This is a genomic window from Blastococcus sp. OS1-29 (genome assembly GCF_057628075.1).
Genome location: NZ_JBXXJK010000003.1, coordinates 220398 through 245245 on the forward strand (window position 1 = coordinate 220398; position 24848 = coordinate 245245).

19 protein-coding genes are annotated in these 24848 nt (G+C 68.8%); 12 read left to right on the forward strand and 7 right to left on the reverse strand.

The annotated features are described in order from the left end of the window. Positions 1–2: 2 nt before the first annotated feature. From AC2H4J_RS09195 to AC2H4J_RS09215, 5 genes are all read right to left on the reverse strand, one after another. Positions 3–2756 (reverse strand): FAD-binding and (Fe-S)-binding domain-containing protein, encoded by a 2754-nt coding sequence (locus AC2H4J_RS09195; protein WP_487464557.1) that lies wholly within the window; start codon positions 2754–2756, stop codon positions 3–5. Positions 2757–2809: 53 nt separating this feature from the next. Beyond that, a complete protein-coding gene (gene pntB, locus AC2H4J_RS09200; RefSeq protein ID WP_487464558.1) occupies positions 2810–4213 on the reverse strand; it encodes a Re/Si-specific NAD(P)(+) transhydrogenase subunit beta in 1404 nt (467 codons plus the stop codon). Next, on the reverse strand, positions 4210–5727 hold the full coding sequence (locus tag AC2H4J_RS09205) for a Re/Si-specific NAD(P)(+) transhydrogenase subunit alpha (protein ID WP_487464559.1): 1518 nt from the start codon (positions 5725–5727) through the stop codon (positions 4210–4212). Before AC2H4J_RS09205 ends, pntB begins: the two co-directional genes overlap by 4 nt. 185 nt (positions 5728–5912) lie before the next feature. Beyond that, complete coding sequence (hglS, locus tag AC2H4J_RS09210) at positions 5913–7298, reverse strand: 2-oxoadipate dioxygenase/decarboxylase HglS (protein ID WP_487464560.1); 1386 nt, start codon at positions 7296–7298, stop codon at positions 5913–5915. Between the two features lie 39 nt (positions 7299–7337). After that, entirely contained in the window at positions 7338–8270 is a 933-nt protein-coding gene (locus AC2H4J_RS09215; RefSeq protein WP_487464561.1) for a fumarylacetoacetate hydrolase family protein, read from the reverse strand. Positions 8271–8759: 489 nt separating this feature from the next. On the opposite strand from AC2H4J_RS09215, the gene AC2H4J_RS09220 reads away from it, so the two are divergent. The 9 genes from AC2H4J_RS09220 (at position 8760) to AC2H4J_RS09260 (ending at position 19712) form a co-directional block, all read left to right on the forward strand. Then, positions 8760–10580 (forward strand): FAD-dependent monooxygenase, encoded by a 1821-nt coding sequence (locus tag AC2H4J_RS09220; RefSeq protein ID WP_487464562.1) that lies wholly within the window; start codon positions 8760–8762, stop codon positions 10578–10580. A gap of 10 nt (positions 10581–10590) precedes the next feature. Further along, positions 10591–12363: an FAD-dependent monooxygenase gene (locus AC2H4J_RS09225; RefSeq protein ID WP_487464563.1), complete on the forward strand. Its 1773-nt coding sequence runs from the start codon at positions 10591–10593 to the stop codon at positions 12361–12363. Between the two features lie 465 nt (positions 12364–12828). Then, complete coding sequence (locus tag AC2H4J_RS09230; RefSeq protein ID WP_487464564.1) at positions 12829–13587, forward strand: SDR family oxidoreductase; 759 nt, start codon at positions 12829–12831, stop codon at positions 13585–13587. Beyond that, positions 13584–14738 (forward strand): thiolase family protein, encoded by a 1155-nt coding sequence (locus AC2H4J_RS09235; RefSeq protein WP_487464565.1) that lies wholly within the window; start codon positions 13584–13586, stop codon positions 14736–14738. The genes AC2H4J_RS09230 and AC2H4J_RS09235 overlap by 4 nt, the downstream gene beginning before the upstream one ends. A 20-nt stretch (positions 14739–14758) precedes the next feature. Further along, complete coding sequence (locus tag AC2H4J_RS09240; RefSeq protein ID WP_487464566.1) at positions 14759–15814, forward strand: phosphotransferase family protein; 1056 nt, start codon at positions 14759–14761, stop codon at positions 15812–15814. After that, on the forward strand, positions 15811–16569 hold the full coding sequence (locus tag AC2H4J_RS09245; protein WP_487464567.1) for an SDR family oxidoreductase: 759 nt from the start codon (positions 15811–15813) through the stop codon (positions 16567–16569). Before AC2H4J_RS09240 ends, AC2H4J_RS09245 begins: the two co-directional genes overlap by 4 nt. Further along, the gene (locus AC2H4J_RS09250) at positions 16569–17342 is read left to right on the forward strand and encodes an SDR family oxidoreductase (protein ID WP_487464568.1); all 774 of its coding nucleotides are present in this window, start codon (positions 16569–16571) and stop codon (positions 17340–17342) included. The genes AC2H4J_RS09245 and AC2H4J_RS09250 overlap by 1 nt, the downstream gene beginning before the upstream one ends. A gap of 272 nt (positions 17343–17614) precedes the next feature. Further along, positions 17615–18748: a cupin domain-containing protein gene (locus AC2H4J_RS09255; protein WP_487464569.1), complete on the forward strand. Its 1134-nt coding sequence runs from the start codon at positions 17615–17617 to the stop codon at positions 18746–18748. Positions 18749–18938: 190 nt separating this feature from the next. Next, the gene (locus tag AC2H4J_RS09260; RefSeq protein WP_487464570.1) at positions 18939–19712 is read left to right on the forward strand and encodes a short-chain dehydrogenase/reductase; all 774 of its coding nucleotides are present in this window, start codon (positions 18939–18941) and stop codon (positions 19710–19712) included. Positions 19713–19953: 241 nt separating this feature from the next. Here AC2H4J_RS09260 and AC2H4J_RS09265 read toward each other — a convergent pair whose 3' ends face one another. Next, a complete protein-coding gene (locus AC2H4J_RS09265; protein ID WP_487464571.1) occupies positions 19954–20307 on the reverse strand; it encodes a nuclear transport factor 2 family protein in 354 nt (117 codons plus the stop codon). A gap of 64 nt (positions 20308–20371) precedes the next feature. Then, the gene (locus AC2H4J_RS09270) at positions 20372–21343 is read right to left on the reverse strand and encodes a fumarylacetoacetate hydrolase family protein (protein ID WP_487464572.1); all 972 of its coding nucleotides are present in this window, start codon (positions 21341–21343) and stop codon (positions 20372–20374) included. A 402-nt stretch (positions 21344–21745) separates the two neighbouring features. On the opposite strand from AC2H4J_RS09270, the gene AC2H4J_RS09275 reads away from it, so the two are divergent. From AC2H4J_RS09275 to AC2H4J_RS09285, 3 genes are all read left to right on the forward strand, one after another. Beyond that, a complete protein-coding gene (locus AC2H4J_RS09275) occupies positions 21746–22147 on the forward strand; it encodes a universal stress protein (protein WP_487464573.1) in 402 nt (133 codons plus the stop codon). Positions 22148–22679: 532 nt separating this feature from the next. Further along, complete coding sequence (locus tag AC2H4J_RS09280; protein ID WP_487464574.1) at positions 22680–23999, forward strand: acyl-CoA dehydrogenase family protein; 1320 nt, start codon at positions 22680–22682, stop codon at positions 23997–23999. A gap of 279 nt (positions 24000–24278) precedes the next feature. Continuing rightward, positions 24279–24818, forward strand: a complete 540-nt coding sequence (locus AC2H4J_RS09285) for a cupin domain-containing protein (protein ID WP_487464575.1) — start codon at positions 24279–24281, stop codon at positions 24816–24818. Positions 24819–24848 lie beyond the last annotated feature (30 nt).

Sequence of the window (24848 nt, forward strand, 5' to 3'; positions counted from 1 at the left end):
CGTCAGTGGTCGAGCCGTGACGCGAACAGCTCGGCGAGGTGCATGGCCGCCACGTTCGCGAGGTCGTCAAGCTGGACCCGGCAGGACATGCCGTCGGCGAGCACGACGGCCTCAGGGTGGGCGCGAACCGCCGGAAGCAGGTGCGTCTCCGCGACCGCCACCGACACCTCGTAGTGGCCCTTCTCCATGCCGAAGTTGCCGGCCAGCCCGCAGCACCCGGGCACCCGGGTGACCCTCGCCCCAGCCCGGGCGAGCAGCGCCTCGTCGGCGGCCCATCCCAGTACCGAAAACTGGTGGCAGTGCGGCTGCGCCACGATGTCCACACCGGTGAGATCCGGTGGCGCCCACTCCAGACGCGTGAGCAGTTCCGCGAAGGTCAGCACACCGGCGGCGACCTCCGCAGCGCGCGGGTCGGCCGTGAGCTCGACGGCGTCACTGCGCAGGGTGGCCAGGCAGGACGGCTCGAGACCCATGACCGGCACGCCACTGGCGACGTAAGGGGCCAGCGTGGCGACGGTGTGCTCCATCAGGGAGCGGGCCTTGTCCAGCTGACCCGTCGTCACCCACGGCAATCCGCAGCACGCGTCCTGATCGATCACCCGGACGTCCAGGCCCGCTGCCTCGAGCACTCGGATGGCGGCTCGCCCTGATCCAGGCAGGAAGTGATCGGTGAATGAGTCGGCCCAGATCCAGACATCGGGGGTGCTCGAGGTCGCCGCCGACTTCTTGTGGTCTCGACTGGACCTCCGGGCACCTTTCCGGAGGGTCACCCGCTCGAACCGCGGGATGGACCGGCGCTGGTCGACGCCGGCGACCGCCCGCGCCAGGCGGGCCACGGGCCGGAGCCTCAGTGCGAGGTTCGCCGCCGGCGCCACCGGAGCCGTCAGCGCCGCCCACAGGGGCAGGCGGCCCAGCGTGTAGTGGCTGCGGGGGCGTCGGGCGCCCCGGTACTTCTGGTGCAACGCCTCTGCCTTGTACGTCGCCATGTCCACGCCCGTCGGGCAGTCCGACGCGCAGCCCTTGCACGCGAGACAGAGGTCGAGAGCCTCATCGACCGCGGGATGTCTGAGCCCGTCGACGAGGCTCCCGTCCAGGGCCTCCTGGAGGACCCGGGCGCGACCTCGGGTGGAGTCCTTCTCCTCGCGAGTCGCGAGGTAGGACGGGCACATCACTCCGTCGGTGCGGGGGGCCACACACTTGCCGACGCCCGTGCAGCGGTGGACGGCGTTGCCGAACATGCCGCCGTCGTGGACCAGCTGGAGAGCCGGCTGGATGGCTGCCCGAGGTCGGATCGGACGCAGGTCGGCATCGAGAGGTGCGGGATCGACGATGTTCCCCGGATTCAGCAGGTTGCCCGGGTCGCAGATCGCCTTCACCGCTCCGAACAGCTGCATCGACGCGTCGTCGTACATCAGCGGGAGCAGCTCCGAACGGGCGCGACCGTCGCCGTGCTCGCCGGACAGGGAACCGCCGTAGTCCCGCAGCTTGACCGCCGAGGCGGTCAGGAAGTCGCGGAACGAGCCGCCGCCGTCGCCGAACGAGAAGTCGATCCGTACGTGAACGCACCCGTCCCCGAAATGCCCGTACGGAACCCCCTCGAGGCCGTGCTCGGTGAGCAGCTCGTCGAAGTCCCGGAGCCACGCCCCTAGGTGCTGAGGCGGTACGGCAGCGTCCTCCCAGCCGGAGTAGGCCGGCGTCTTCAGACTGCGGGCAGCCAGGCCTGCGCCGTCCTCACGGATCCGCCACAGCGCTGCGGCTTCTCGCGCGTCGGTGACCACCCGGCTGTCCAGTGACTCCGCCACCGCCACCAGATGAGTGGCCAGCGCGGCGGCTCCGTCACCGACGACTTCCGCGAAGAGCCACCCGCCACCGCGCGGCAGCGCGGGGACAGCGCCGCCCTTCTGGCGGACGAGCTCGACGATGCGGGCGTCGAGGCCCTCGCAGGCGATGAGTCGACCGTCGCCGGCCGACCCGCTGTTAGCCGCCGACAGCAACGCCGGCACGGCGTCCGCTGCCTCCGCCATGGTCGGGTACCCCAGGAGCACGAGCAGTCGGCGCGGCTCGTCGTCGACGAGCCGCACGGTGGCTTCCAGCACCATGCCGAGCGTGCCCTCGGAGCCGACCAGAAACCGATCCGTGCGACGGCCGCGCTCGGGCAGCAGGTGCTCGAGGGAGTAACCGCTGACCTGGCGCGAGAAGGTGCCGAACGACGTGCGCACGTGCGCGAGGTGCTGGTCGACGAGCCCGGCGAGGGCGTTGCCTGCCATGGAGGGGGTTCCGGTACGCGCGACCTCTCCGGTTCCGAACGCGACCTGCAAGCCGGTCACGTTGTCCGCGGTCCGCCCGTAACCCAGGGCGCGTGATCCGCACGCGTTGTTGCCGATCATCCCGCCGATCGTGCACCGGGTGTGCGTCGACGGGTCCGGGCCGAAGCGCAGCCCGAACGGCGCGACAGCACGCTGCAGGTCGGCGTGCACGACGCCGGGTTGGACCGTCGCAGTGCGCTGCTCGGGGTCCACTGCAAGGACGCGGTTCAGGTGCCTGAGCGTGTCGACGACGATTCCCGTGCCGACGGCATTGCCGGCGATGGATGTACCCGCGCCGCGCATGGTGACCGGGACGCCCAAACTCCGGGACACGTCCAAGATTGCTGGCAATTCGTCGACGTGTCGGGGCTTGGCCACCACCTGCGGAATAACGCGGTACAGCGAGGCGTCCGAGGAGTAGAGAGCCCGCGCGAGGGTGGAGTCGGACACGTCGTCAATCCCACGCCTGCGCAGCTCGGCGACCAGTTCTGCGGATCGATCCATCACAGTGCTCGCAGGATGTCTTCAACGCGTTCGCGGGCGTCGCCGAAGAGCATTCGGCTGTTGTCCCGGAAGAAGAGCGGGTTCTGCACGCCCGCGTACCCAGTGTTCATCGAGCGCTTGAAGACGATGACCCGATCGGCCTCCCACACCTTGAGGACGGGCATGCCGGCGATCGGGCTGGTCGGGTCCTCCGTCGCGGCAGGGTTGACGGTGTCGTTGGCCCCGATGACGAGAACGACGTCAGTCCGGGCAAGGTCGTCGTTGATCTCGTCCATCTCGAGGACGATGTCGTACGGAACCTTGGCCTCGGCCAGCAGCACGTTCATGTGCCCGGGCAGCCGGCCGGCGACGGGGTGGATGCCAAAGCGCACGTCGATGCCTTTGTCGCGCAGGTGCCGGGTGAGCTCGGCGACCGCGCCCTGCGCCTGGGCCACGGCCATGCCGTAGCCGGGGGTGATGATCACCGAGGACGCATCGCGGAGGAGGTCGGCGGTGTCGTCGGCGCTGATCTCGGTGTGCTCGCCGTAGTCGCGGTCTTCGGAAACACTGCCCTCGTTGCCGAACCCGCCGGCGATGACGGAGATGAACGAGCGGTTCATCGCCGTGCACATGATGTAGGAGAGGTAGGCACCGCTCGAGCCGACCAGGGCGCCGGTGATGATCAGCAGGTCGTTGCCGAGCAGGAAGCCCGAGGCCGCGGCCGCCCAGCCCGAGTAGCTGTTCAGCATCGACACGACGACGGGCATGTCGCCGCCGCCGATCGACGCGACCAAGTGCCAGCCCAGCGCCAGCGCCAGCACGGTCACCGCCGCGAGGACCCCGATGTTCTCGTCGGCCACGAAGAACACCGTCAGGACGACGAACGCCACCAGCGCGCCCAGGTTCAGCGCGTTGTGCGCCGGCAGCATCAGCGGATTGGACTTGATCCGCCCCGACAGCTTGAGGAAGGCGACGATCGACCCCGTGAAGGTGACCGCGCCGATGAAGACACCGATGACGACCTCGGCCGAGTGGATGCCCAGCAGGTTGCTGCTGACCTCGGTCTGGCCCTCGTTCGCCTCGACCGACAGGTAGCCGTTCCAGCCGACCAGGACCGCGGCCAGGCCGACGAAGCTGTGCAGCATCGCGATCAGCTCGGGCATGCCGGTCATCTCGACCTTGGCCGCCCGCCAGAGGCCGATGGCCGCCCCGATGACCATCGCGGCGACGAGCAGGGTGATCCCGATCACGGAGATGCTGCGCGTGGCCAGCCCGATGGTGGCGGCCAGGGCGATCACCATGCCGGCCATGCCGTAGGCGTTGCCGGCCTTCGCCGTCTCGTGCCTGGACAGGCCGGCCAGGCTGAGGATGAACAGCAGTGCGGCGACAATGTAGGCGGCTGACGCGGCGGCGGTCGCGGTCATCGGGTGAACATCCCCAGCATCCGGCGGGTGACGGCGAAGCCGCCGAACACGTTGATGCTCGCCAGCAGGATCGCAGCCGTCGCGAGCACCGTCACGACCGGTTCGTCGTGACCGATCTGCAGCAGCGCACCGACCACGATGATCCCGGAGATCGCGTTGGTCACCGACATGAGCGGGGTGTGCAGCGCGTGATGGACGTGGCCGATGACGTAGTAGCCCACGACCACGGCGAGGGCGAAGACCGTGAAGTGCTGGATCAGCTCGTTCGGGGAGAACGCGGTGATCGCGAAGAGCACCGCGGCTCCCAGCACCACGAGGGCGAATTTCCGCGACGGTGGCGGTGGCGCCTTGGGCGGGGCCGGTTCCCGAGCGGCCGCCGCCTGCACGGGAGTGGCCGACACCTGCACCGGCGGCGGGGGCCACGTCTTCTCCCCGCTCCGCACCACCGTCATGGCGCGCTGGACGACGTCGTCGAAGTCGAGCACCAGGCGGCCGTCCTTGGCCGGCGTGAGCAGCTTGAGCAGGTTGACCAGGTTCTGCCCGTACAGCTGCGAGGCCTGGGCCGGGAGCCGGCCGGGAAGGTCGGTGTAGCCGATGATCGAGACGCCGTTGCCGGTCACCACGATCTCGTCGGCGACCGAACCCGCGACGTTGCCGCCCTGCGCGGCAGCCATATCGACGATCACGCTTCCGGACCGCATGCTGGCCACCATCTGCTCGGTGATCAGCAGCGGCGCCGGCCGGCCGGGGATCAGCGCGGTAGTGATGATGATGTCCACGTCGGGTGCCTGCTCGGCGTACATCACCGCCGCGCGCCGGTTGAAGTCCTCGCCCATCTCCCGCGCGTAGCCGTCGGCGCTGGCCTCCTGCTCGCCGGCCGGCACGGCCACGTACTCGCCGCCCAGGGACCGCACCTGCTCGGCCACCTCCGGGCGGACGTCGGTGGCCCGGACGATCGCGCCGAGGCTGCTCGCTGCGCCGATCGCCGCGAGCCCCGCGACTCCGGCCCCGGCGACGAGCACCTTCGCCGGCGGGACCTTGCCCGCCGCGGTCACCTGCCCGGTGAAGAACCGGCCGAAGACGTGCGCGGCCTCGATGACCGCCCGGTAGCCGGCGATGTTGGCCATGGAGCTCAGCACGTCCATCGACTGGGCGCGGGAGATGCGCGGGACCGCGTCCATCGCAAGGACCGTGATCGGGCGCGCGGCGAGCGCGTCGACGAGGTCGGGGTTCAGGCCGGGGCTGAGCAGGCTGATCAGCGTCGCGCCGTCGCGGAGTCTGTCCAGCTGAGCTGTTGACGGCGCGTTCACCCCGAGGACGACATCGGCCCCATACGGGTCCCCGACAGTTGCTCCGGCGGCGACGTACGCCTCGTCGGCGAACGAGGAGCCCCGGCCGGCGGCGGGCTCCACCAGGACTGCATAGCCGAGACCGATCATCTGCTCGACGGTCGCGGGGGTAGCGGCTACCCGCGTCTCGCCAGGGCGAGCCTCGCGGACTACTCCGATGTGCATTCTCGTTCTCGTTTCTCGAGCGGCGTCGGACGCGCACTCACCCGGGGAGTGAGTCTGTGCACGCGACTCGTGTGGGTGGGCTGTCCCCACAACGTTCGAAAGCTCCGCTGGTCAGCAGGCTCACATTCCGCGGACCAGTTCTTCGCCTCGTCGAGGGTCGGGGGCACGGCGCGTGTCTGCGGGTCTCAGCCGGCGGAAGGGGCGGTCAGGTCCGGCACCACTACGCGCACAGCGGCGATGGATTCCGCCTGGGTGGTCTCATACAGCTGGAACGGGTCCGCCACCTTGGCCCCGAGGGCCTCCTCGAGAGACGCCTGCGCCGCCGTCGTGGAGTAGGCCCTCTGCTCCCTGCCGCCGAGGTTCGACTGGAAGATCCCTGCAGCGCTGACTGGGAGGAAGTCCTCGTAGATGATCGGGCTGGCTTCGACCACGCCTAGGCCGATCAACGTCTCCAGGTCCGTCACCCCGGCGGGCGGGGCGGTCGTGGACTCGCGCAGCCGATAGTTGAAGTAGCCCAGGCCTTCCCGCCTCAAGGTGTCGAGGTCGTCGGGAAAGCGCTTGAAGGCCACCCGCAACCGCTGCTCGTAATCGTCAGCAGCGGAGCCTTCTGCACCCCGTGCTTCCGCGAGGAGCTCCTCGTACAGGGCCCGGCCCTTCGGCGTCAGCGCCAGACCACGCTGCTCGATCTCGCCGAATCGTGCCGTGTGCGTACCCACCCGGCCGTCGCCGCCGTCGCTGAACCTGATCTTCTCTTCCAACGCCTTGAAGCTGGTCTGCCGAAGCAGGATCGGCACCTCTCGGCGGGGTGGTCCCTCGATTACATCCTTCGCGTCGATGCCACGGACGATCATCTCTTCCTGCACCGCGTCGATGTCCAGAGTGCGCGGGGTCAGATGGTTGATGTGCGGACCCCTGAAGCAGGCCACGTCGGCCACCAGTCGGTGGACGGCGTTCAGCTTGGCGTAGGTGACCGAGTCCACGGCGGTGTCGCTGTGCCAGCGGAAGGTCTCCAGGACGTTCGCGACGAACTCCTCCGCCGAGGCGACGTCCAGGCCCCCGTCGCGCTCGAACTGCTCGACCAGGTCGAGCGCACGGTCGGTGAAGATCGTGCGCTGTGCCAGGAGCCGGGCGGCCTCTTCGCGAAGGTCGTCGTCCTCGATCAGCTCCAACCGGAGCAGCGAGGTGAACACCCGGAATGGATTCTTGTTCAGGCTCTTCAAGGCGACCGGACGGAAAGCCGTTGAGTGCACCGGAACGCCCGCGACGGCCAGGTCGTAATAGCCGACGGGGTACATGCCCATGACCGCGAAAATCCGTCGCAGTGTGGCCAGCTCGGCGGCGGTCCCCACACGGATTGCCCCGTGGCGCTCCTGGCCGAGACGCTCGTACTCGCCGCGACGGCGCAGGTCCGCCTCCACCTCGGGGTCGGCGGTCAGCACCCTCGCGTTGACGTCGTCGACGATCGAGAGGAGGTCTCCGTAGAGCGGAACCTCGGTCCGATACATCTGCGACATCGCCTGGAAGAACGCGGTCCGGATCTCGCACTCCGGCATGAAGTTCTGCGCGGTCACAGGGTTCCTTACTCGAGGGTCGACGATCTGTGGTCCGGCTCAGTCGCCGGCGACGACGCGGGCCTTAAGCGATCCGAGCTCCGGCGACGTCACCTCGACGGTGTCCCCGGGGGCCAGGTAGAGGTCGAGAGGGCCGGGTCCGTCCGCGTCGGCCACCGTCGAGTCGCCGGCCGTTCCCGGGCCGGTGCCGCCGCTGAGGATGTCGCCGGGGAGAAAGGTGAGATCCTCCGACACCTGCTGCAGCAACTCGCCGTACGAGTAGATGACCTCGCCGCTGTTGAAGTCCTGACGGAGCTCTCCGTTGACGCGCGTCTGGACCTGGCAGTTCATGGGGTCTACCTCGCCGACGCTGATCCACGGGCCGATCGACGTGGACGAGTCGAAGATCTTGTGCCCGTAGAAGGGCAGCCGCCGTTCGATGTCGTCCGTGGGTCGGAGGCTCCAGTCGATCACCAGCACGGTGCCCCAGACGCGCTGTTCCCAGTCGTCTGCGGACAGTCGCTTCCCGCCGCGGCCGAGGACCACGGCGACCTCCCCCTCGTAGTCGAAGAGCGCGTTCACACCGTCGGCAGCGCGGGGGACCGGGATGTCCGCACCAGTGCCCGCAGGGGGCGAGACGACCCAGAAGCCGCCGCCGTTGCGCTGCCGGCCCTTGGCGTACACCTCGTCGGGAGAGGTGGGCGTGCCGTGGTTGGTCAGGAAGTTGGCGACGTGGGTGGCGAAGTTGGCGCCCGCGAACCCGAGGCGGCGGCCAGGGAACGGTGCCTGGAAGTGGGTGGCTGCCAGATCGAGGTTGAGTCCGGGCAGGTCAGAGCCCGCGAACCGGTCGAGCAGCCCGGCGGCGAGGTCCAGCCCGCGGTCGCCGGACTCGATCAGTGCCAGCAGAGAGCCGAACACCGAGTCGGCATCCTCGGACCGGCCGTCGGCGCGCGCCGCGGCAGCGAGGTCGAGGACGCGCCCCCCGTGGACCATTCCAAGACGTCTGTCTGTGCCAAGCACCGCGAACTTCATCGAGGGAACCCATCTCGAGTAGGGGGCTGAAGGAGTGCAACAGCCGAGCGGACTTGCCAGGCAGGTCGTGCCACTACGACTGCTTGATTCGTACCGCGCAGCGGGCCAGCCGTATCGTATAGAGGGACGCTACTGTCGACCTAGCGGAGTGTCAACCGCTCCAATAATCGCTCAGGTCGCTGTCCGGAATCCCGATCCTGCGGTATTTTCAGCGCGCAGCGGCCTGTGCGCTCCGCTGGGCGTCGACGTGAACCTCTGCTAGACGCCTCACCCTTGCGGTCCGCGCTGCGGGACGCGAAGGTGGACGCAGGACTCGGGTGGGTGCTACAAGACATCAGCGATCGGCTGCCCGGGGGCCGCGGGGACCACGTCCCCGCTGAAGGCTCGCCCGGGTCGGCGAACGGTGCCGCGCGGCGCGGCTCTGTGCCTGAGATCAATCGGAGGAACGCTGTGCGTGTTGTCGAGACCGACGTCCTGATCGTCGGAGCGGGACCGACGGGTCTCGTCGCGACCAGCCTGCTGGCCACCTTGGGGGTCGGGACGGTGACCATCGCGCGGCACCCGTCGACCGCTCCTGAGCCGCGAGCAACCTTCACCTACCAGCGAACCGTGGAACTCCTGCGTGAACTCGGCCTCGAAGAGCGGTGGCGCCAGTTGGGTACGCCGCTCCCGTCGATCGGTCACAACCTCCTGGTCACGAGTCTCAGCGGGCGCGAGCTCTACCGGTACCGGTCCTACGGGACGGGCCAGTGGATGTCGGACTATGCCGCAGCGAGCCCCTGCGTGGGCATCAGCGCGCCTCAGCACCTGTACGAGCGCGAATTGTTGGAAGCGGTCCAACAGCGAGGAGCCGATGTCCTGTTCTCGACCGAGCTGGTCACGATCGAGCAGTCAGCCGACGCGGTCCTGGCCCTCGTGCGGAACCGGCTGTCCGGTGAGGAGTACCAGGTGCGGGCCAGGTACGCCATCGCCGCCGATGGCGCGAGGTCGAGGGTCGCTGATCAGCTGGGCTTCGGGTTCCGAGGTCAGGCCGGTCTCAAGCACATGGTGAACGCCTGGTTCGAGGCGGACCTGACCCGGTACACCGCCTATCGCCCGGCGGGGATCTACATCGTCGTTCAGCCAGGTGGCTACTCGTGGGTGGGATCGGGATCCTTTCTCAGGATCGGCACGTGGGGGGAATGGATTCTCTCGCGTGAGTACGACCCCAGCCTCGGCGAGCCGGATGTCTCCGACGCGGCGGTCGTGGAGGCCGTCCGGACGCTGGTCGGCGACCCCGACCTCCCGGTCAAGGTCAAGGGCACCAGCATGTGGCAGGTCAACCAGCTGGTGGCGACCGAGTACCGACGGGGTCGGGTGTTCCTGGCCGGCGACGCGGCACACCGGCACCCCCCGCAGGGTGGCCTGGGGGCGAACACCTCCATGCAAGACGCGTGGAATCTGGCGTGGAAGTTGGCGTTCGTGCTGTCCGGGCGCGCCGGTGACGAGTTGCTCGACAGCTACGACCAGGAGCGTCGCCCGGTCGGCGAGCAGGTGGTGGACCGGTCGATCAAGAGCGTGCACAACGCGATGCCGATGTTGGACGCGCTGGGCCTACGCCCCGGTCAGACTCCGGAGGAGGCGTGGGCCTCCCTGGACGAGCTGGCGTCCGACGCCGACGGGGCGGAGGAGCGGCGGCAGGAGCTCGCCGAGGTGATGGCGCTGAACAACTATCGGTCCAACGCGCTGGGTGTGGAACTCGGTCAGCGGTACACGTCTCGTGCGGTTGTTGATGATGGGACGCCGTTCCCCGAGTACACCCGGGATCCGGAGCTCTACTACCACCCGACGACGCATCCGGGTGGCTACCTGCCGCATGCGTGGGTCGAGCACGAGCGGCGGCAGGTGTCGACCCTGGATCTGGTCGGTCACGGGCGTTTCACCTTGATCGTGGGCGTCGGAGGCCGGCCGTGGGCGGAGGCCGCCGCGGTGGTGGCCGAGGAACTCGGTATCGAGCTGCCGGTTCGCGCGGTGGGGTACCGCTGCGAGTACGACGACGTCGTAGGCGACTGGGCCCGGTTGCGGGAGATCGGTGACCGGGGGGCGCTGCTGGTACGGCCGGACCGGGTCATCGCCTGGCGGGCACACGGACGGTCCGAGACGCCGACGGACGATCTGCGCGCCGCACTCCGGCACACCCTGGCCCTGGACCAAGCAACTCTCGGGGGCGACACGCCACCCGCCCCGCGCAGCACCGTTCACGCGCGGGTCTTCGCGCCCGCCGACCAGTGAGGAACTCGCCATGAAGACGATCGACACCGCTGTTCTCGTCGTGGGCGCCGGGGTCACCGGCCTCACGCTGTCCATCGCACTCGCCGACCACGGCGTTCCCGCCGTCACCATCGCGAAGCATCCCGGCCCTGCCCCTCAGCCCCGCGCGCACATCACCAACCAGCGGACAGTCGAGGTCTTCCGGGACCTCGGCCTGGAAGAGCGGGTCAAGGCAGTCGGTATCCCGCTGCAGATGCTCAACCACAACGTGCTGGCCACAAGCTTCGCCGGGCGTGAGCTCTACCGGTACCGCTCCTACGGCACCGGTGACCGGATGGCGGACTACGCCGCGGCCAGCCCCTGCGCCCCCATCAACGCACCCCAGCACGTGCTCGAGCCAGTGCTCCTGGAGGCGGCCGTCGAGCGGGGCGCCGACGTGAGCTTCTCCCAGGAGCTACTGGAGATCGAACAGTCGGAGGACGGCGTGGTGGCCCGGGTGCGGAACCGGGTGTCTGGCGAGGAGTACCAGGTGCGGGCCAGGTACGCGGTGGGAGCGGACGGCGGTCGGTCTCGGGTCGCCGAGCAGTTCGGATTCCAGTACGAGGGCCAAGCAGCGCTGAAGCACATGGTGAACGCCTGGATCGAGGCCGACCTCACCGAGTACACCGCGTACCGGCCGGGCGTCATCTACACGATGATGCAGCCGGGTAGCACCTCCGTCGTGGGATCCGGAGGGTTCGTGTGCGTCCAACCGTGGCACGAATGGACGATGGTGCGCGAGTACGACCCGGCGCTGGGCGAGCCCTACACCTCCGATGCCGCCGTGATCGACGCCGTCCGCACGCTGGTCGGCGACCCCGACCTCCCGGTCAAGGTCAAGGGCATCAGCAAGTGGCAGGTCAACCAGCTGGTGGCGACCGAGTACCGACGTGGCCGGGTGTTCCTGGCCGGCGACGCGGCGCACCGTCATCCGCCTTCGGGTGGACTGGGTAGCAACACGTGCATCCAGGATGCGTGGAATCTGGCGTGGAAGCTGGCGTTCGTGCTGTCCAGGCGCGCCGGTGACGAGCTGCTCGACAGCTACGACCAGGAACGACAGCCCGTCGGAGAGCAAATCGTCACCCGGGCGATCAAGAGCCTGAACAACCAGGGTGGGCCCACGATCGCGGCGCTAGGCCTGGATCGGGCGCAGTCGACGGAGGAGGCCTGGGCCTCCCTGGACGAGCTGGCGTCCGATGCCGACGGGGCAGAGGAGCGGCGGGCCGCGCTCGCAGCCGCCTTCGGCCTGAACAACTACCGCTCGAACGCCAACGGAGTCGATCTCGGACAGCGGTACACGTCTCGTGCGGTTGTTGATGATGGGACGCCGTTCCCCGAGTACACCCGGGATCCGGAGCTCTACTACCACCCGACGACGCATCCGGGTGGCTACCTGCCGCATGCGTGGGTCGAGCACGAGCGGCGGCAGGTCTCGACCCTGGACCTGGCCGGTCACGGGCGTTTCACCTTGATCGTGGGCGTCGGAGGCCGGCCGTGGGCGGAGGCCGCCGCGGTGGTGGCCGAGGAACTCGGTATCGAGCTGCCGGTTCGCGCGGTGGGGTACCGCTGCGAGTACGACGACGTCGTAGGCGACTGGGCCCGGTTGCGGGAGATCGGTGACCGGGGGGCGCTGCTGGTACGGCCGGACCGGGTCATCGCCTGGCGGGCACACGGACGGTCCGAGACGCCGACGGACGATCTGCGCGCCGCACTCCGGCACACCCTGGCCCTGGACAAGGAAGGGGCGACACAGCCAGCCAGCTGAGCACGCACCGTGACTTTGGCGTCGGGCGTGGCTGCCGCGCTCGACGCGGGGCGGCGGAGTGGCGGCCATCACTCGTAGACGCGCGGAGCAGTCGAGCGATGACGCATGGGCGGCGGCGTGGCTGCTCCGACCGCATAGGAGCGAGTGCTGGCGTCGGCGCTCTCAGCTGGCGTCACGACGCTGCGCGGCTCCGCGGGCATGTTCTCCACGCCTCCGCAGGCGGAGACGTGGAGAAACGCATGCTGTTGACACCGTGCGGGCGGCCCGTCTACCGTCCCTCTATACGATCCGGTCGGTCCGCATAGCGGGTAAGGCACCGGTAAGCACGGCAAGAGTGACTGGGGCCTGCGGAACGCGCCACGTGCGTGATCGGTCGGTGCGCGTCCCAGTTCCCGTTGATGACGGAGTGGATCATGCATTTGACCTGTAAGCCGCCCATGCGTTGCACCTCGGGGGGCGAGCTATATGCCTGATGGCCAGCAGGCGCCCGGGGAGCTGTCGTACGACTTCGCGGGTGGAACGGTGCTCATCACCGGCGCGGCGCGCGGAATCGGCCTGGAACTCGGGCGGGCTTTCACCTCCTGGGGCGCCACCGTCGTCCTCGTCGACCGGGACGGTGCGGAACTGGAGAACGCCGCCCGCGAGATCGGCGCGCACGCGGTGCAGGCCGATGTCGGAGTCACCGAGGACGTCGACAGGGCCGTCCAGTCGGCCGTCGATCTCACCGGCCGCATCGATGTTCTCGTCAACAACGCGGGGATTCTGCGCGACAAGGTGGTCTGGAAACTGACCGACGAGGACTGGGACGCCGTCCTGACGACCCACTCCGGCGGGACCTTCCGGTTCACCCGTGCCGTCGTGCCGCAAATGCGGGCGCAGGGCAGCGGCCGGATCATCAACGTCACCTCCTACACCGGTCTCCGGGGAAACCCCGGCCAGGCGAACTACTCCATGGCCAAGGCGGGGATCATCGGCTTCACGAAGACCACGGCCAAGGAGCTGGCGCGGTTCGGCATCACCGTGAACGCGATCTCCCCCAACGCGGAGACGCGCATGGTCGCCTCGATCCCCGACGAGAAGTTGGCGGAACTGGCGGCCGCGATCCCCCTGGGACGCTTCGGATCGCCGGAGGAGATGGCGCCGGCCGTCGGTTTCCTTGCCAGCCGACAAGCGGGCTACATCACCGGCGTGGTGCTGCCCGTGGACGGAGGAATCTCGATATGAGCACTCGCGACGCTGTGATCGTCGGAGCGGTGCGCACGCCCGTAGGCGTAGGCAAGCCCGGAAAGGGCGACCTGGCCGACATCCACCCCGTCGATCTCTCGGCACACGTGATCCGTGCGCTCGTCGAGCGCACCGGGGTGGACGCCAATCAGATCGAAGACGTCGTCTGGGGCTGCGTCTCGCAGGTCGGGGAGCAGGCCTTCAACGTGGCTCGCAACTCCGCGCTGGCCGCGGGGCTGCCGGAGTCCGTCGTCGGCACGACCGTCGACCGGCAGTGTGGTTCGTCGATGCAGTCCCTGCAGTTCGCGGCCGCCAGCATCGTGGCCGGTCACTACGACCTTGCGATCGCCGGCGGCATCGAGGTGATGTCGCGGGTTCCGATGTTCTCCAACGTCGGGGAGGCCGATGCATTCGGATCGATGAACGACCGCTACGAGGGCCGGCTCGTTCCACAAGGGATCAGCGCGGAGCTCATTGCCGAGAAGTGGGGCCTCTCGCGAACGTATCTGGACGAGCTCGCCGTGGCCTCCCACGAGCGGGCGGCGGCAGCCCAGGCGGACGGCCTGTTCGACGAGGAGATCGCCCCCGTCGCGACCCCGGGCGGGCTCGTGGAGCGCGACCAGGGCATCCGGCCGGGGACGACGGTCGAGAAGCTCGCGGCGCTCAAGACGCCGTTCAAGGAGGACGGCGTCGTGACTGCCGGCAACGCCTCGCAGATCTCCGATGGCTCCGCTGCGCTGTTGGTCACCACGTCGGAGAAGGCAGCGGAGCTGGGACTGACACCCCTGGCCCGGCTCCACTCGTTCGCCACTGCCGGCGTCGACCCGATCATGATGCTGACGGGTCCGATCCCTGCGACCGCCAAGATCCTGCGGAGGTCCGGCCTGGCGCTCTCCGACATCGATGCCTTCGAGGTCAACGAGGCCTTCGCCTCGGTCCTGGGCGCCTGGTACGCCGAGACCGGCGCCGACCCCGCGCTCACCAACCCGCTGGGTGGCGCCATGGCCCTCGGGCACCCGCTGGGTGCGTCCGGGGCACGCATCGCCACGACACTGGTCCACCACATGCGTCGTGGGGGCATCCGCTACGGGCTGCAGACGATGTGCGAGGGCGGCGGCATGGCCAACGCGACGATCTTCGAACTGCTGTGACCGAGGGCGACCAGGCGGGAATGACCGGTATTGCGGGCGGGGAGTCGCAGACTTCGGCGGAGCTGCCGCTGGAGCGCCTGGCCGCCTATTTCACCTCCCGAGGAGTCCCGACAAGCGGTCTGGCCGCCCGGTTGATCAGCGGCGGGCGGTCGAACCTGACCTACCAGCTGCGCGCCGAGACCGCTCGTGGCGTCGAGCAGTGGGTCCTGCGGCGTCCCCCGCTCGGGCACGTGCTCGCGACGGCCCACGACATGGGGCGCGAGTTCCGAGTGATCTCCGCCCTCCACGGCACCGAAGTACCAGTCCCGGCCGCCGTCCTGGCGTGCGAGGACGCCGGCGTCATCGGAGCCCCCTTCTTCGTCATGGAGTACGTCGAGGGCGACATCGTACGGACGACGCCGGCCCTGGTCGGGCTGGGGGAGCAGGGCCGGCAGGCCGGGCACTCGCTGGTCGACGTCCTCGCCGCCCTGCACGCCGTCGACCCCGACGATGTCGGTCTCGGCAACTTCGGCCGTCCGTCGGGCTTCATGGCGCGCCAGGTGCGGCGGTGGACCGCGCAGCTGGAGGCCTCGCGCAGCCGGGACATCCCGGGCATGGGCGGCCTGGCCGAGGCCCTGGCCGGTGACGTTCCGCAACGGTCGGAGTCGTCCCTGATTCACGGCGACTACCGGCTGGACAACTGCATGATCCGTGACGGCTCCGTCGTCTCCGTGCTCGATTGGGAGATGGCCACCCTCGGGGACCCGCTCGCCGATGTCGCGCTGTTCGCCGTCTACACCGGAGGGTTCTCCGAGTTCGACGGAGACGTGATCCACTCGCCTGCCGGGATCGGCACATTTCCCTCGACCCGTGAGCTGCTCGACCGATACGTCGTAGCCACCGGACGGGACCTGCAGCATTTCGCCTGGTACCTGAGTTTCGCCTGGTTCAAGCTGGCAGTCATCCTCGAGGGCATCCACTACCGCAGCCTGCTCGGCAAGAGCGCGGGCGACGAGTTCCGCGGGGTTGCCGAGGCCGTGCCCTACGCGGTCGAGCGGGGGCGGGCTGCGTTGTTCGCCGACGAGTGGCCAGCGTGAGTGCCCGCCGGCACGACGGTCGGACGGCGATCGTCACCGGTGCCAGCCGGGGGATCGGCCTGGCGATCGCCCGACGACTGGTCGCCGACGGTGCGCGTGTGGTCGTGACGGGACGCAAGCAGGAAGCGCTCGACGCCGCGGTCGACGAACTCGGCGGGCCTGACATTGCGCTCGGGATCGTGGGTCACGCCGCCGATGCCGGGCACCAGGCCACGACCGTCGCACGAGCCATCGAGGCGTTCGGCAGCGCCGATCTGCTCGTCAACAACACCGGCATCAATCCCGTGTTCGGCCGCATGATCGAGCTCGACCTCGACGTTGCCCGCAAGATCGTGGAGGTCAACGCACTGGCCTCTCTCTCCTGGGTCCAGCAGCTCCACCGCGCCTGGCTCGCCGAGCACGGAGGAGCGGTCGTCAACGTCACCTCGATCAGCGGCTTCCGCGCGGACTTCGGCATCGGCATGTACGGCGCGAGCAAGGCCATGCTGGGTCACCTCACGCAGCAGTTGGCCGTCGAGCTGGCCCCCCGGGTCCGCGTCAACGCCGTCGCGCCCGCCATGGTGAAGACCCGGTTCGCCTCCGCGCTCTACGAAGGACGAGAGGCCGAGATCGCGCAGCGGTACCCGCTCAAGCGCCTGGGCCGCCCAGAGGACGTCGCCGACGTTGTTGCGTTCCTCCTCTCCGAGGACGCCGGATGGATCACTGGACAGGTCGTCGTCGCCGATGGCGGCCTGCTGTTGACCGGAGACACGTGATGGACTGGCACGACAGGGGAGTGGTCGTCACCGGCGCCGGCAACGGCATCGGCAGAGCCATCGCGAGCAAGCTGGCGGCGGCAGGCGCTCGTGTCGTGGTCAACGACCTCGATGCGGATGCGGCCGGCTCGGTCGCCGAGCAGATCGGCGGGCATGCCGCGCCGGGGGACGCAGCATCCGTCGCCGGTGCGGAGTCCCTGGTGCGCCGGTCCCGCGAGTACCTGGGTCACGTCGACGCGTGGTTCGGCAACGCGGGGGTCGAACGCGGCCGGGCACTCGAGACGTCCGAGGAGGACTGGGCTCTCAGCCACGAGGTCAACGTGATGGCGCACGTCCGCGCCGCACGTCTGCTCGTGCCGCGATGGCTCGAGCGCGGCTCGGGGCGGTACGTCGTCACGGCCTCGGCGGCGGGCCTGCTCACGCTGCTGGAGGGCCCGTCCTACTCGGTCACCAAGCACGGCGCGGTGGCCTTCGCAGAGTGGCTCTCGGCGACCTACCGGCATCGCGGCATCGTCGTCCAAGCGCTGTGCCCGCAAGCAGTCCAGACCCAGATGCTGCCGACCGGCGGTCTCCAGGACCTGCTGAGCCACGATTCGGCGCTCACGCCGGAGCAGGTGGCCGACAGCGTCTGGGACGCGCTTGCCGACGACCGGTTCTTCATACTTCCCCACCCCGAGGTCGCGCGATACTACGCTTCGCGAGCGACCGACACCGACCGCTGGCTCGCCGGGATGAGCAAACTCCAGCGCAAGTTGGAGGCGGCGGCCCAGTGATCCGCGGCCGCGACAAACGTCTTCGCCGGCCCGGCAGCGTGCCCGGGAGCCGTGCTCGAGCCGATGCCGCCGTCGTTGTCGCGGGAGGCCCGGGGCTGTCCCGTAGACCGCCGTGGCCGGGCTGCTCCCCGCCGCACCCCGCTCTTGACATGCCAACTCGGCGCCCCCTACCGTCCCGTCCTGCGATCCACTTGGTCCGCAGAGCAGTCCTAGCGGCTGCAGCCCTTGAGGCAGCCGCTGGGTCATCCGGCGATCCGAAGGAGACTGATCCGTTGTCCGTCATCGACGTGGAGAACCGCAAGATCGACTCGATGCTGGGTGCGGAGTGCCCGCCGCTGCTGGCGACCATCGACAACGCGTCGGATCTGGCGGTGCTGCGGTCGCGGTGGCAGGTGCTGACCGCGGTGCCGGTGCTGGTCGAGGACCGCTCTGCGGGGATCGACCAGTCCTGGGCCGGTCTGGACGTTCGGACGCTCCTGCGCGGAGAGCAGAGCTCGGGGCGGTTCGCAGTTCACAGCGTCGTGCTGGCGCCGGGTGCTGAGCTCTCATCCCACTACTTCGACGGGACGCACAGCTATCTCCTGGTCACTGACGGGGAAGTGGAGCTGGGCATCGGCTCGGAGCGGGCGACTGTCGGGCAGCACAGCCTGGGGTACGCGCCGCCGCGTACCAGGCAGAGCCTGCGGAACTCCTCCGACGCCCCGGCGACCGTGATGGTGGTCCACTCGCCGGCCGGAACAGATCGAGCCTTCCAGGCCGCCCACGAGCACGCCCTGGCGACGGTCGCCCATGAGGTCGCTGCTTACCACGAGGTGCTCGAGCCCTACGGGATGCACTTCGACGACGCCGCGCTGGACAACGACGCGCGGGTCAACGCGGAGCTGCCGCCGGTCGAGTTCCAGATCCGGGTCCCGGGGGACCTGGACCGGTTGCGGGAGGCGTTCGCCAGCCGGCCCGCCATCCCGCGTCTGATCGCCACCACCGCCGAAGAGTTCGACGCAGTCGCTGCTGGCGAGACTCGTCGCAAGCAGCTCCTCAACGGTGACGTGAGCGGCGGCACGGCGATGATCAACATGCTCTCCTCGTTGCCGGGCTTCGTCGCCCCGCCGCACCACCAGACGACGGAGGAGGAGTTCTTCTTCGTCACCGGCAACGCCCTCACGCTGACGTGTGCCACGGAGACGCGGACGGTCGGGGCGGGTGCCTTCGCCTTCTGCCCGCGCAACTGCACGCACGGGTTCGTGAACGACTCGGACGACGAGGCGCGGTTCGTGACGCTGAACTCGCCGGCCGGCCACGAGCGGGGCATCGCCCCGGTGCGCGCTCTACTGGAATCGAACGCCCCCATGGAGAAGGTCATGGAGGCGGCCTCGGCCGGCGGATGGGTCCTGCACTCGCGGGAATGATCATCGCTTCGAGCCTTGCCTCGCCGGGTGGTGCGGCGGTCACGGTGCCGGCCCAGGGCAGGACGGGATCCATGCGGTCCGGCGAGGAGTTGTCGTCCCGTCCGACCAACACACCAGGACTCGACCCCGGACGCCCCCGGACGTGAGATGTTCGCGGGCCACTGGATGGACCGCTGTGGAGGCTCTGCGCATGGATCTGGGTCTGACCGGCAAGTCGGTGCTGATCACCGGCGCTTCGCAGGGCATCGGATTGGCGTGCGCCATGTCGTTCGCGGCCGAAGGGGCCGACGTGGTGCTGGTGAGCAGCGATCCGGTCAAGTTGGCGTCCGCGGGGGACCGGGTCAGGAGCGTCGCCTCCGCCACGGTGACGACGCATGTCGCTGACCTGAGCGATCCGGATGCCGTGCGCGGCGTGGCCGGCACGTTCGACCAGGTCGACGTGCTCGTCAACAACGCCGGGAACATCCCCGGCGGGTCGATCGAGGACGTCGACGAGGCGCGGTGGCGGTCCGCATGGGATCTCAAGGTGTTCGGCTACATCGAGATGACGCGCAACGTGCTCGACGCCATGTATCGACGGGGTGCCGGTGTCATCGTGAACGTGATCGGCATCGGAGGTCTGAAACACTCGTACAAGTACGCGGCGGGGGCGTCGGGGAACGCCGCACTGATCGCGTTCACCCAGGCGGTCGGCTCGCGCAGCGTCGATCGGGGCGTCCGGGTGGTGGGTGTGAACCCGGGGTCCATCGATACCCCCCGGAACCGAACTCTCGCCGCCACCGCCGCCGCCTCGGACGACGAGGCGAGCCGGAGCTGGCGGAAATCCGTGTCGGCCGATCTCCCGTTTGGCCGCCTCGGCCGGCCGGAGGAAGTCGCCGATGTGGTGGCCTTCCTCGCCTCGGAACGTGCTTCCTACGTCAGTGGCACGACCCTCAACGTGGACGGCGGGCTGATCCACCGCTGATATCGACCGGCAGGGAGTGCGGCCGACGCGTATCTGTGGGCGCCATCGGCCTGCCTGCGCGGCTCTACAATCCCCGCTGCTGCGCTGCGGGCGACGAGCGATCTCGGAGCGCGCGCCGGAACGCGAAGACCTCCGGCACGTGGCCTTGCTCCTTTCAGGAGCAGGGCACGACCGGAGGTCTAGCGCGCCATCGGCCGGAACCGGTCGTCAGACGACTCGACCGACCACCTGGTCGCTGCTCTCAGGAATCGGCCTTCCGGGCGACGTGGCCCAGCGAGAACCGCCACTGCCCGTTCTGGCGTACCGCTACCTGCGATACGACCATGACGGACGTGTTGCCATCGATCGTGTTGACCTGGTCGCCGATAAGAACGGCCGCGTCGCCGTACTCGCGAATAGAGATGAAGCCCCGCTCCGAAGTTCGCGGCTTCGAGACCATCAGGTCGACGTAGGTGTCTCGATCGTCGACCCGTCCGGTGGCGTGCACATGCGCGTAGTCCTCGGTCAGGATCTCCCGGAGTGCGGTGGCGTCGGCAGCGCCGATCGCGCCGAGGCGACGCTGCTCGAGGTCGTGCAGTTCTTCGGTCGTCGTCATGGAGAGACATCCTTTCTCGGTTCCTCGACACGCATGATTGACGTGCCGCGACGGGAGGAAGTGCTCAGTCGCCTGAGACCACGCGGCCATCCAGAGAACCGAGATCCGGCGACGAGACCTCGACGGCGTCGCCCGGGCTGAGGTAGAGATCGAGGGGACCAGGACCGTCGTCGTCCGCCTTGGTCGCATCCATGGCCGTTCCCGGTCCGGTGCCACCACTGAGGATGTCTCCCGGAAGGAGGGTGAGGTCCTCCGCCATCTGCTCCAACAGTTCGGCGTAGGAATAGATCATCTCACCGGTGTTGAAGTCCTGGCGCACGTCGCCGTTGACCCTCGTGCGGACCTGGCAGTTCATGGGGTCGACCTCGCCGACGGAGATCCACGGGCCGAGCGACTTGCCGGCGTCGAAGTTCTTGTGCCCGTAGAACGGGCGCGTTCCCACGAGGCCCGTCGGCGGACGAAGGCTCCAGTCGATCATCAGCACGGTGCCCCAGATGCGCTTCTCCCAGTCGTGCGCGCTCAGTCGCTTGCCGCCGCGGCCGAGGACGACTGCCACCTCGCCCTCGTAGTCGAAGAGGGCTTCCACGCCGTCCGCGGCGCGGGGGACCGGGATCTCGGCGCCCGGGCCGACCGGCGGGGAGATGCCCCAGAACCCGCCGGCCTTGCTTTTGCGGCCGGCGGCGTAGATGTCTTCGGCGGTGCTCGGCTTCCCGCGGTTGGTGAAGGCGTTCGCGACGTGGGTGGCGAAGTTGTTGCCCGCGAACGCGAGCCGGCGGCCGGGGAAGGGCGCGCCTAGGGGGGTGGTCCCCAGGTCGAGGTTGACTCCGGGTCGGTCGGAATCGGCGAACTTCTCCAGCAGTCCAGCCGCGAGGTCCAGGCCGTGGTCACCAGATTCGATGAGGGTCAGCAAGGAGCCGAACACCGACGTGGCGTCGTCGGAGCCGCCGTCGGTCCGTGCGGCGGTTGCGAGGTCGAGGATGCGGTCACCGTGGACCATCCCGAGGCCCTCGTCGGCACCGAAAACGACGAACTTCATAGCGATCCAATCTCGAGGGGATGGTCACGATCTACGGGCTGCGGAACGACGAGATGCTCCGTGACAAACAAACACCTCCGGCCGGGGGCGTTCACCGACCGGAGGTAGATCTGGACCGGCGTGGCCGTGCACATCGGTGATGGGACGACCGACGTGGGTGACTCGACGCGGCGCCGGCAGTCGTGCCGCTAGCTGGACGCCGGTTGCGCTGGCGGTCGAACCGAACTGAGCGGCATCGCCATGGTTGTCCTGCAGAGCGGACCAACCGGCTTGCATACCGGGACGGTACTGACGTGAGCTGGGCAGTGTCAACCCGCACCGCCCCAACCGTCGCCGCCAGTCTTGACCGAGCCGGTCCGCCCTTCGGTCCGATGGTCCACCTCATGTGGCAGGGTGTCGGCCATGAGCGAGAGCGTGGTAGTGGGTTGGGTCCGCACCCCCGAAGGTGAGGCCGCGATCGCGGCCGCCGCCGAGGAGGCTCGACGGCGCAGTGGTCGACTGATCGTCGTGCACTCGGCCCGGGGTGACGATGACGATGCGAAGACGATCCTGGAGGTACGGAAGGCCCTTGCGGAGGTCAGGTCTCGACTGAGCGACGACGGCCTGGATGTCTCCGTTCGCGATCTGGGTCGAGGCAACGATCCAGCCGAAGACCTCGTCCAGGTCGCCGAAGAAGAGGGCGCGGCACTGATCGTCATCGGCCTGCGCCGCCGGTCCGCCGTCGGGAAACTGCTGCTCGGCAGCAACGCGCAAGACATCCTGCTGCGCGCCGATTGCCCGGTCCTCGCGGTGAAGGCTTCCTAGCCGCCGGGTCGTCGGCCCTATCTCGGGCGAAGGTCACCCCCGTTGCCGGTGGGCCGGAGCCCGCTCGCTCGAATGCGCCTTTTCGGGCTCCCGAGGTCGCGAGTTCCGTCCGACCCGTTGGCACACCTTGGGGCGCGGCACGAGGACCTGTGTCGATCGACCATTGACCTGTCCATCACCCCAGCTATATCGTCCCACCATCCGATACATCTGGACCGCTCTGCGGGTCAGATTGCCCTGCCGTCGAGCGTCTCGGCCGCTGCGGCTGCGCGACGCATCATGCAGCAGCCAGGCGCCGAACCGTTGATCTCAGCGACACGCAAACGCTCACCGAGGAGCATCCGTTGCGAATGGACGAGTCTGGCGTCGAGGCGATCGCGCTACGCGCTTTGGCGACCACGGTCGACCTGAGCCTGGGACGCAGTGTGTCGACCTCGAATCGTCCGGGCGGCCTCGTCACCACGTCGATCGGGCTAGCGCTCGGCATGAGTCCGACCCAGGAACTGTCCGCACCATTCGTAGGAGCCGTCTGATGGACTTCCAGCACCCTCCGAAGGTACTCGAGTTGCAGCAGCGGCTCGAGGACTTCATGGCCGAGTACATCTACCCCAATGAGGCGGTGCACTTCGAGCAGGCCGAGGCCGCTGGCCCCTACGGGCACGCGGCCATCATCGACGAGCTCAAGCCAAAGGCCCGGGCCGCGGGACTGTGGAATCTCTTCCTCCCCCCTGGGCACGGCGACGGAGGTCTCACCAACCTGGAGTACGCGCCGCTGTGCGAGATCATGGGCAGGTCGCTCATGGCGCCCGAGGTGTTCAACTGCGCCGCGCCCGACACCGGGAACATGGAGACGATCGCCCGCTACGGGACGCCGGAGCAGAAGCAGCGGTGGTTGCAGCCGCTGCTGGAAGGTGAGATCCGCTCGGCGTTCGCCATGACCGAGCCGCTGGTGGCCTCCAGTGACGCGACCAACATCGCGACGTCCATCCGCCGCGACGGCGACGACTACGTGATCAACGGGCGCAAGTGGTTCACCACCGGCGCGACCGATCCTCGCTGCGAGATCATGATCGTCATGGGAAAGTCCGATCCGGATTCACCGGACCGGCATCGCCAGCAGTCGATGATCCTGGTGCCGGTCGACACTCCCGGTGTCCAGATCCTGCGACCACTTCCGATCTTCGGTTACGTGGGGACGCTGGACAAGGCGTCCGAGGTCGCCTTCGATGACGTTCGGGTGCCGGCCACCAACATGCTGCTCGGCGAGGGTCGCGGGTTCGAGATCGCCCAGGGCCGGCTCGGGCCCGGACGCATCCATCACTGCATGCGGTTGATCGGCCTTGCCGAGCGGATGCTCGAGCGGATGTGCCGGCGAGCCGACGAGCGCACGCCGTTCGGAGTGCCGCTGTCAGAGCAGGGAACGACGCTGGAGCGGATCGCCGAGTCAAGGGTGCTCCTCGAGCAGGCCCGGTTGCTCACGCTCAAGGCGGCCTGGGCGATGGACGAGTACGGCAACAAGGTCGCGCGCGCCGAGATCGCGATGATCAAAGTGGTCGCCCCGAACATGGCCTGCCAGATCATCGACTGGGCCCTTCAGGCTTTCGGCGGCGCCGGTGTCACCAACGACTTCGGTCTGGCGGCGGCCTACGTCACCGCTCGTTACCTGCGGCTGGCCGACGGCCCCGACGAGGTTCACCGCAACCAGCTGGCCCGCCTGGAGCTCAAGAAGCACCGGTGCACCGACCCTGCGCGTACCGGCGGGAACGCCGGCGTGCTCGATCGCCAGGCAGTGGAGCGGGCCGGCGCGGCAACGCGAGCCCGGTACGGGTCGCCCGTTGGCACCCAGGCATGACGGGGGACGCCGCTCGTCCGGATGCCCGACCGGACGAGTTTCCAGTGTGGGCGCAAGACGGCTTCCAGTCAGTGGCCGAAGGTGCCAGGGGAACGGTGCGTAGACATCGGTCTGCCGTGAAGGCCGGATGCCCCGCAGTCGGCATACGGGGCAACATCTCATCGCAGTTCGGGCCTGACAGCCCTGCGCTGGACGGCGGCCTTCGCCGGCGCAGCTAAGAGAGCCGGATTGGCCTGATGGCCAAGAACAGCGTCCGATTCATACAAAGAGGAGATCAGCATGACGGTTCGTCGCATCGTCACTGGGCACTCCGGCGGCAAGGCCGTCGTGATGTCCGACGGTCCGCCGCCTAAGGTCTATGAGTCCAACGTCTTGCCGGGCACGGCTGGTGCCGTTCTGTGGGCCACGTCGTCCTCGCCGTCCGTCCCGCACCAGGACGGGGAACCCATCACGGCCGAAACCGGGTACCTCCCTCCCGTCGGAGAGACCAGGTTGCTGCTCGTCGGGATAGGACCCGACAGCACATCGATGAGCCCTGACTTCGATGGCGTGGCTTTCGGTCAGGAGCTCATGCAGCACATGCCGGACATGGTTAGGACCTTCGAGCCGGACAACCCCGGGATGCACACCACGGACACGGTCGACTACGTGATCGTGGTCGATGGCGAAGTCTGGCTCGAGCTCGAGGACGGGGAGCAGGTCCACCTCAAGCAGGGCGACGTTGTCGTGCAGAACGGGACCCGGCATGCATGGCGCAACAAGAGCGACAAGCCGGCGCGGCTGATCGTCTCGATGACGGGCGCACAGCGGCACGCCTAGGCCTACCGCGTCGCCCGAGCTCTTCCGACG

Coding starts and splice junctions, on each gene's coding strand:
- AC2H4J_RS09285 (WP_487464575.1), top strand. CDS start 24,279: ATGACGGTTCGTCGCATCGTCACTGGGCACTCCGGCGGCAAGGCCGTC.
- AC2H4J_RS09275 (WP_487464573.1), top strand. CDS start 21,746: ATGAGCGAGAGCGTGGTAGTGGGTTGGGTCCGCACCCCCGAAGGTGAG.
- AC2H4J_RS09235 (WP_487464565.1), top strand. CDS start 13,584: ATGAGCACTCGCGACGCTGTGATCGTCGGAGCGGTGCGCACGCCCGTA.
- AC2H4J_RS09230 (WP_487464564.1), top strand. CDS start 12,829: ATGCCTGATGGCCAGCAGGCGCCCGGGGAGCTGTCGTACGACTTCGCG.
- AC2H4J_RS09205 (WP_487464559.1), bottom strand. CDS start 5,727: ATGCACATCGGAGTAGTCCGCGAGGCTCGCCCTGGCGAGACGCGGGTA.
- pntB (WP_487464558.1), bottom strand. CDS start 4,213: ATGACCGCGACCGCCGCCGCGTCAGCCGCCTACATTGTCGCCGCACTG.
- AC2H4J_RS09250 (WP_487464568.1), top strand. CDS start 16,569: ATGGACTGGCACGACAGGGGAGTGGTCGTCACCGGCGCCGGCAACGGC.
- AC2H4J_RS09215 (WP_487464561.1), bottom strand. CDS start 8,270: ATGGTCCACGGGGGGCGCGTCCTCGACCTCGCTGCCGCGGCGCGCGCC.
- AC2H4J_RS09280 (WP_487464574.1), top strand. CDS start 22,680: ATGGACTTCCAGCACCCTCCGAAGGTACTCGAGTTGCAGCAGCGGCTC.
- AC2H4J_RS09240 (WP_487464566.1), top strand. CDS start 14,759: ATGACCGGTATTGCGGGCGGGGAGTCGCAGACTTCGGCGGAGCTGCCG.
- AC2H4J_RS09265 (WP_487464571.1), bottom strand. CDS start 20,307: ATGACGACGACCGAAGAACTGCACGACCTCGAGCAGCGTCGCCTCGGC.
- AC2H4J_RS09225 (WP_487464563.1), top strand. CDS start 10,591: ATGAAGACGATCGACACCGCTGTTCTCGTCGTGGGCGCCGGGGTCACC.
- AC2H4J_RS09270 (WP_487464572.1), bottom strand. CDS start 21,343: ATGAAGTTCGTCGTTTTCGGTGCCGACGAGGGCCTCGGGATGGTCCAC.
- AC2H4J_RS09260 (WP_487464570.1), top strand. CDS start 18,939: ATGGATCTGGGTCTGACCGGCAAGTCGGTGCTGATCACCGGCGCTTCG.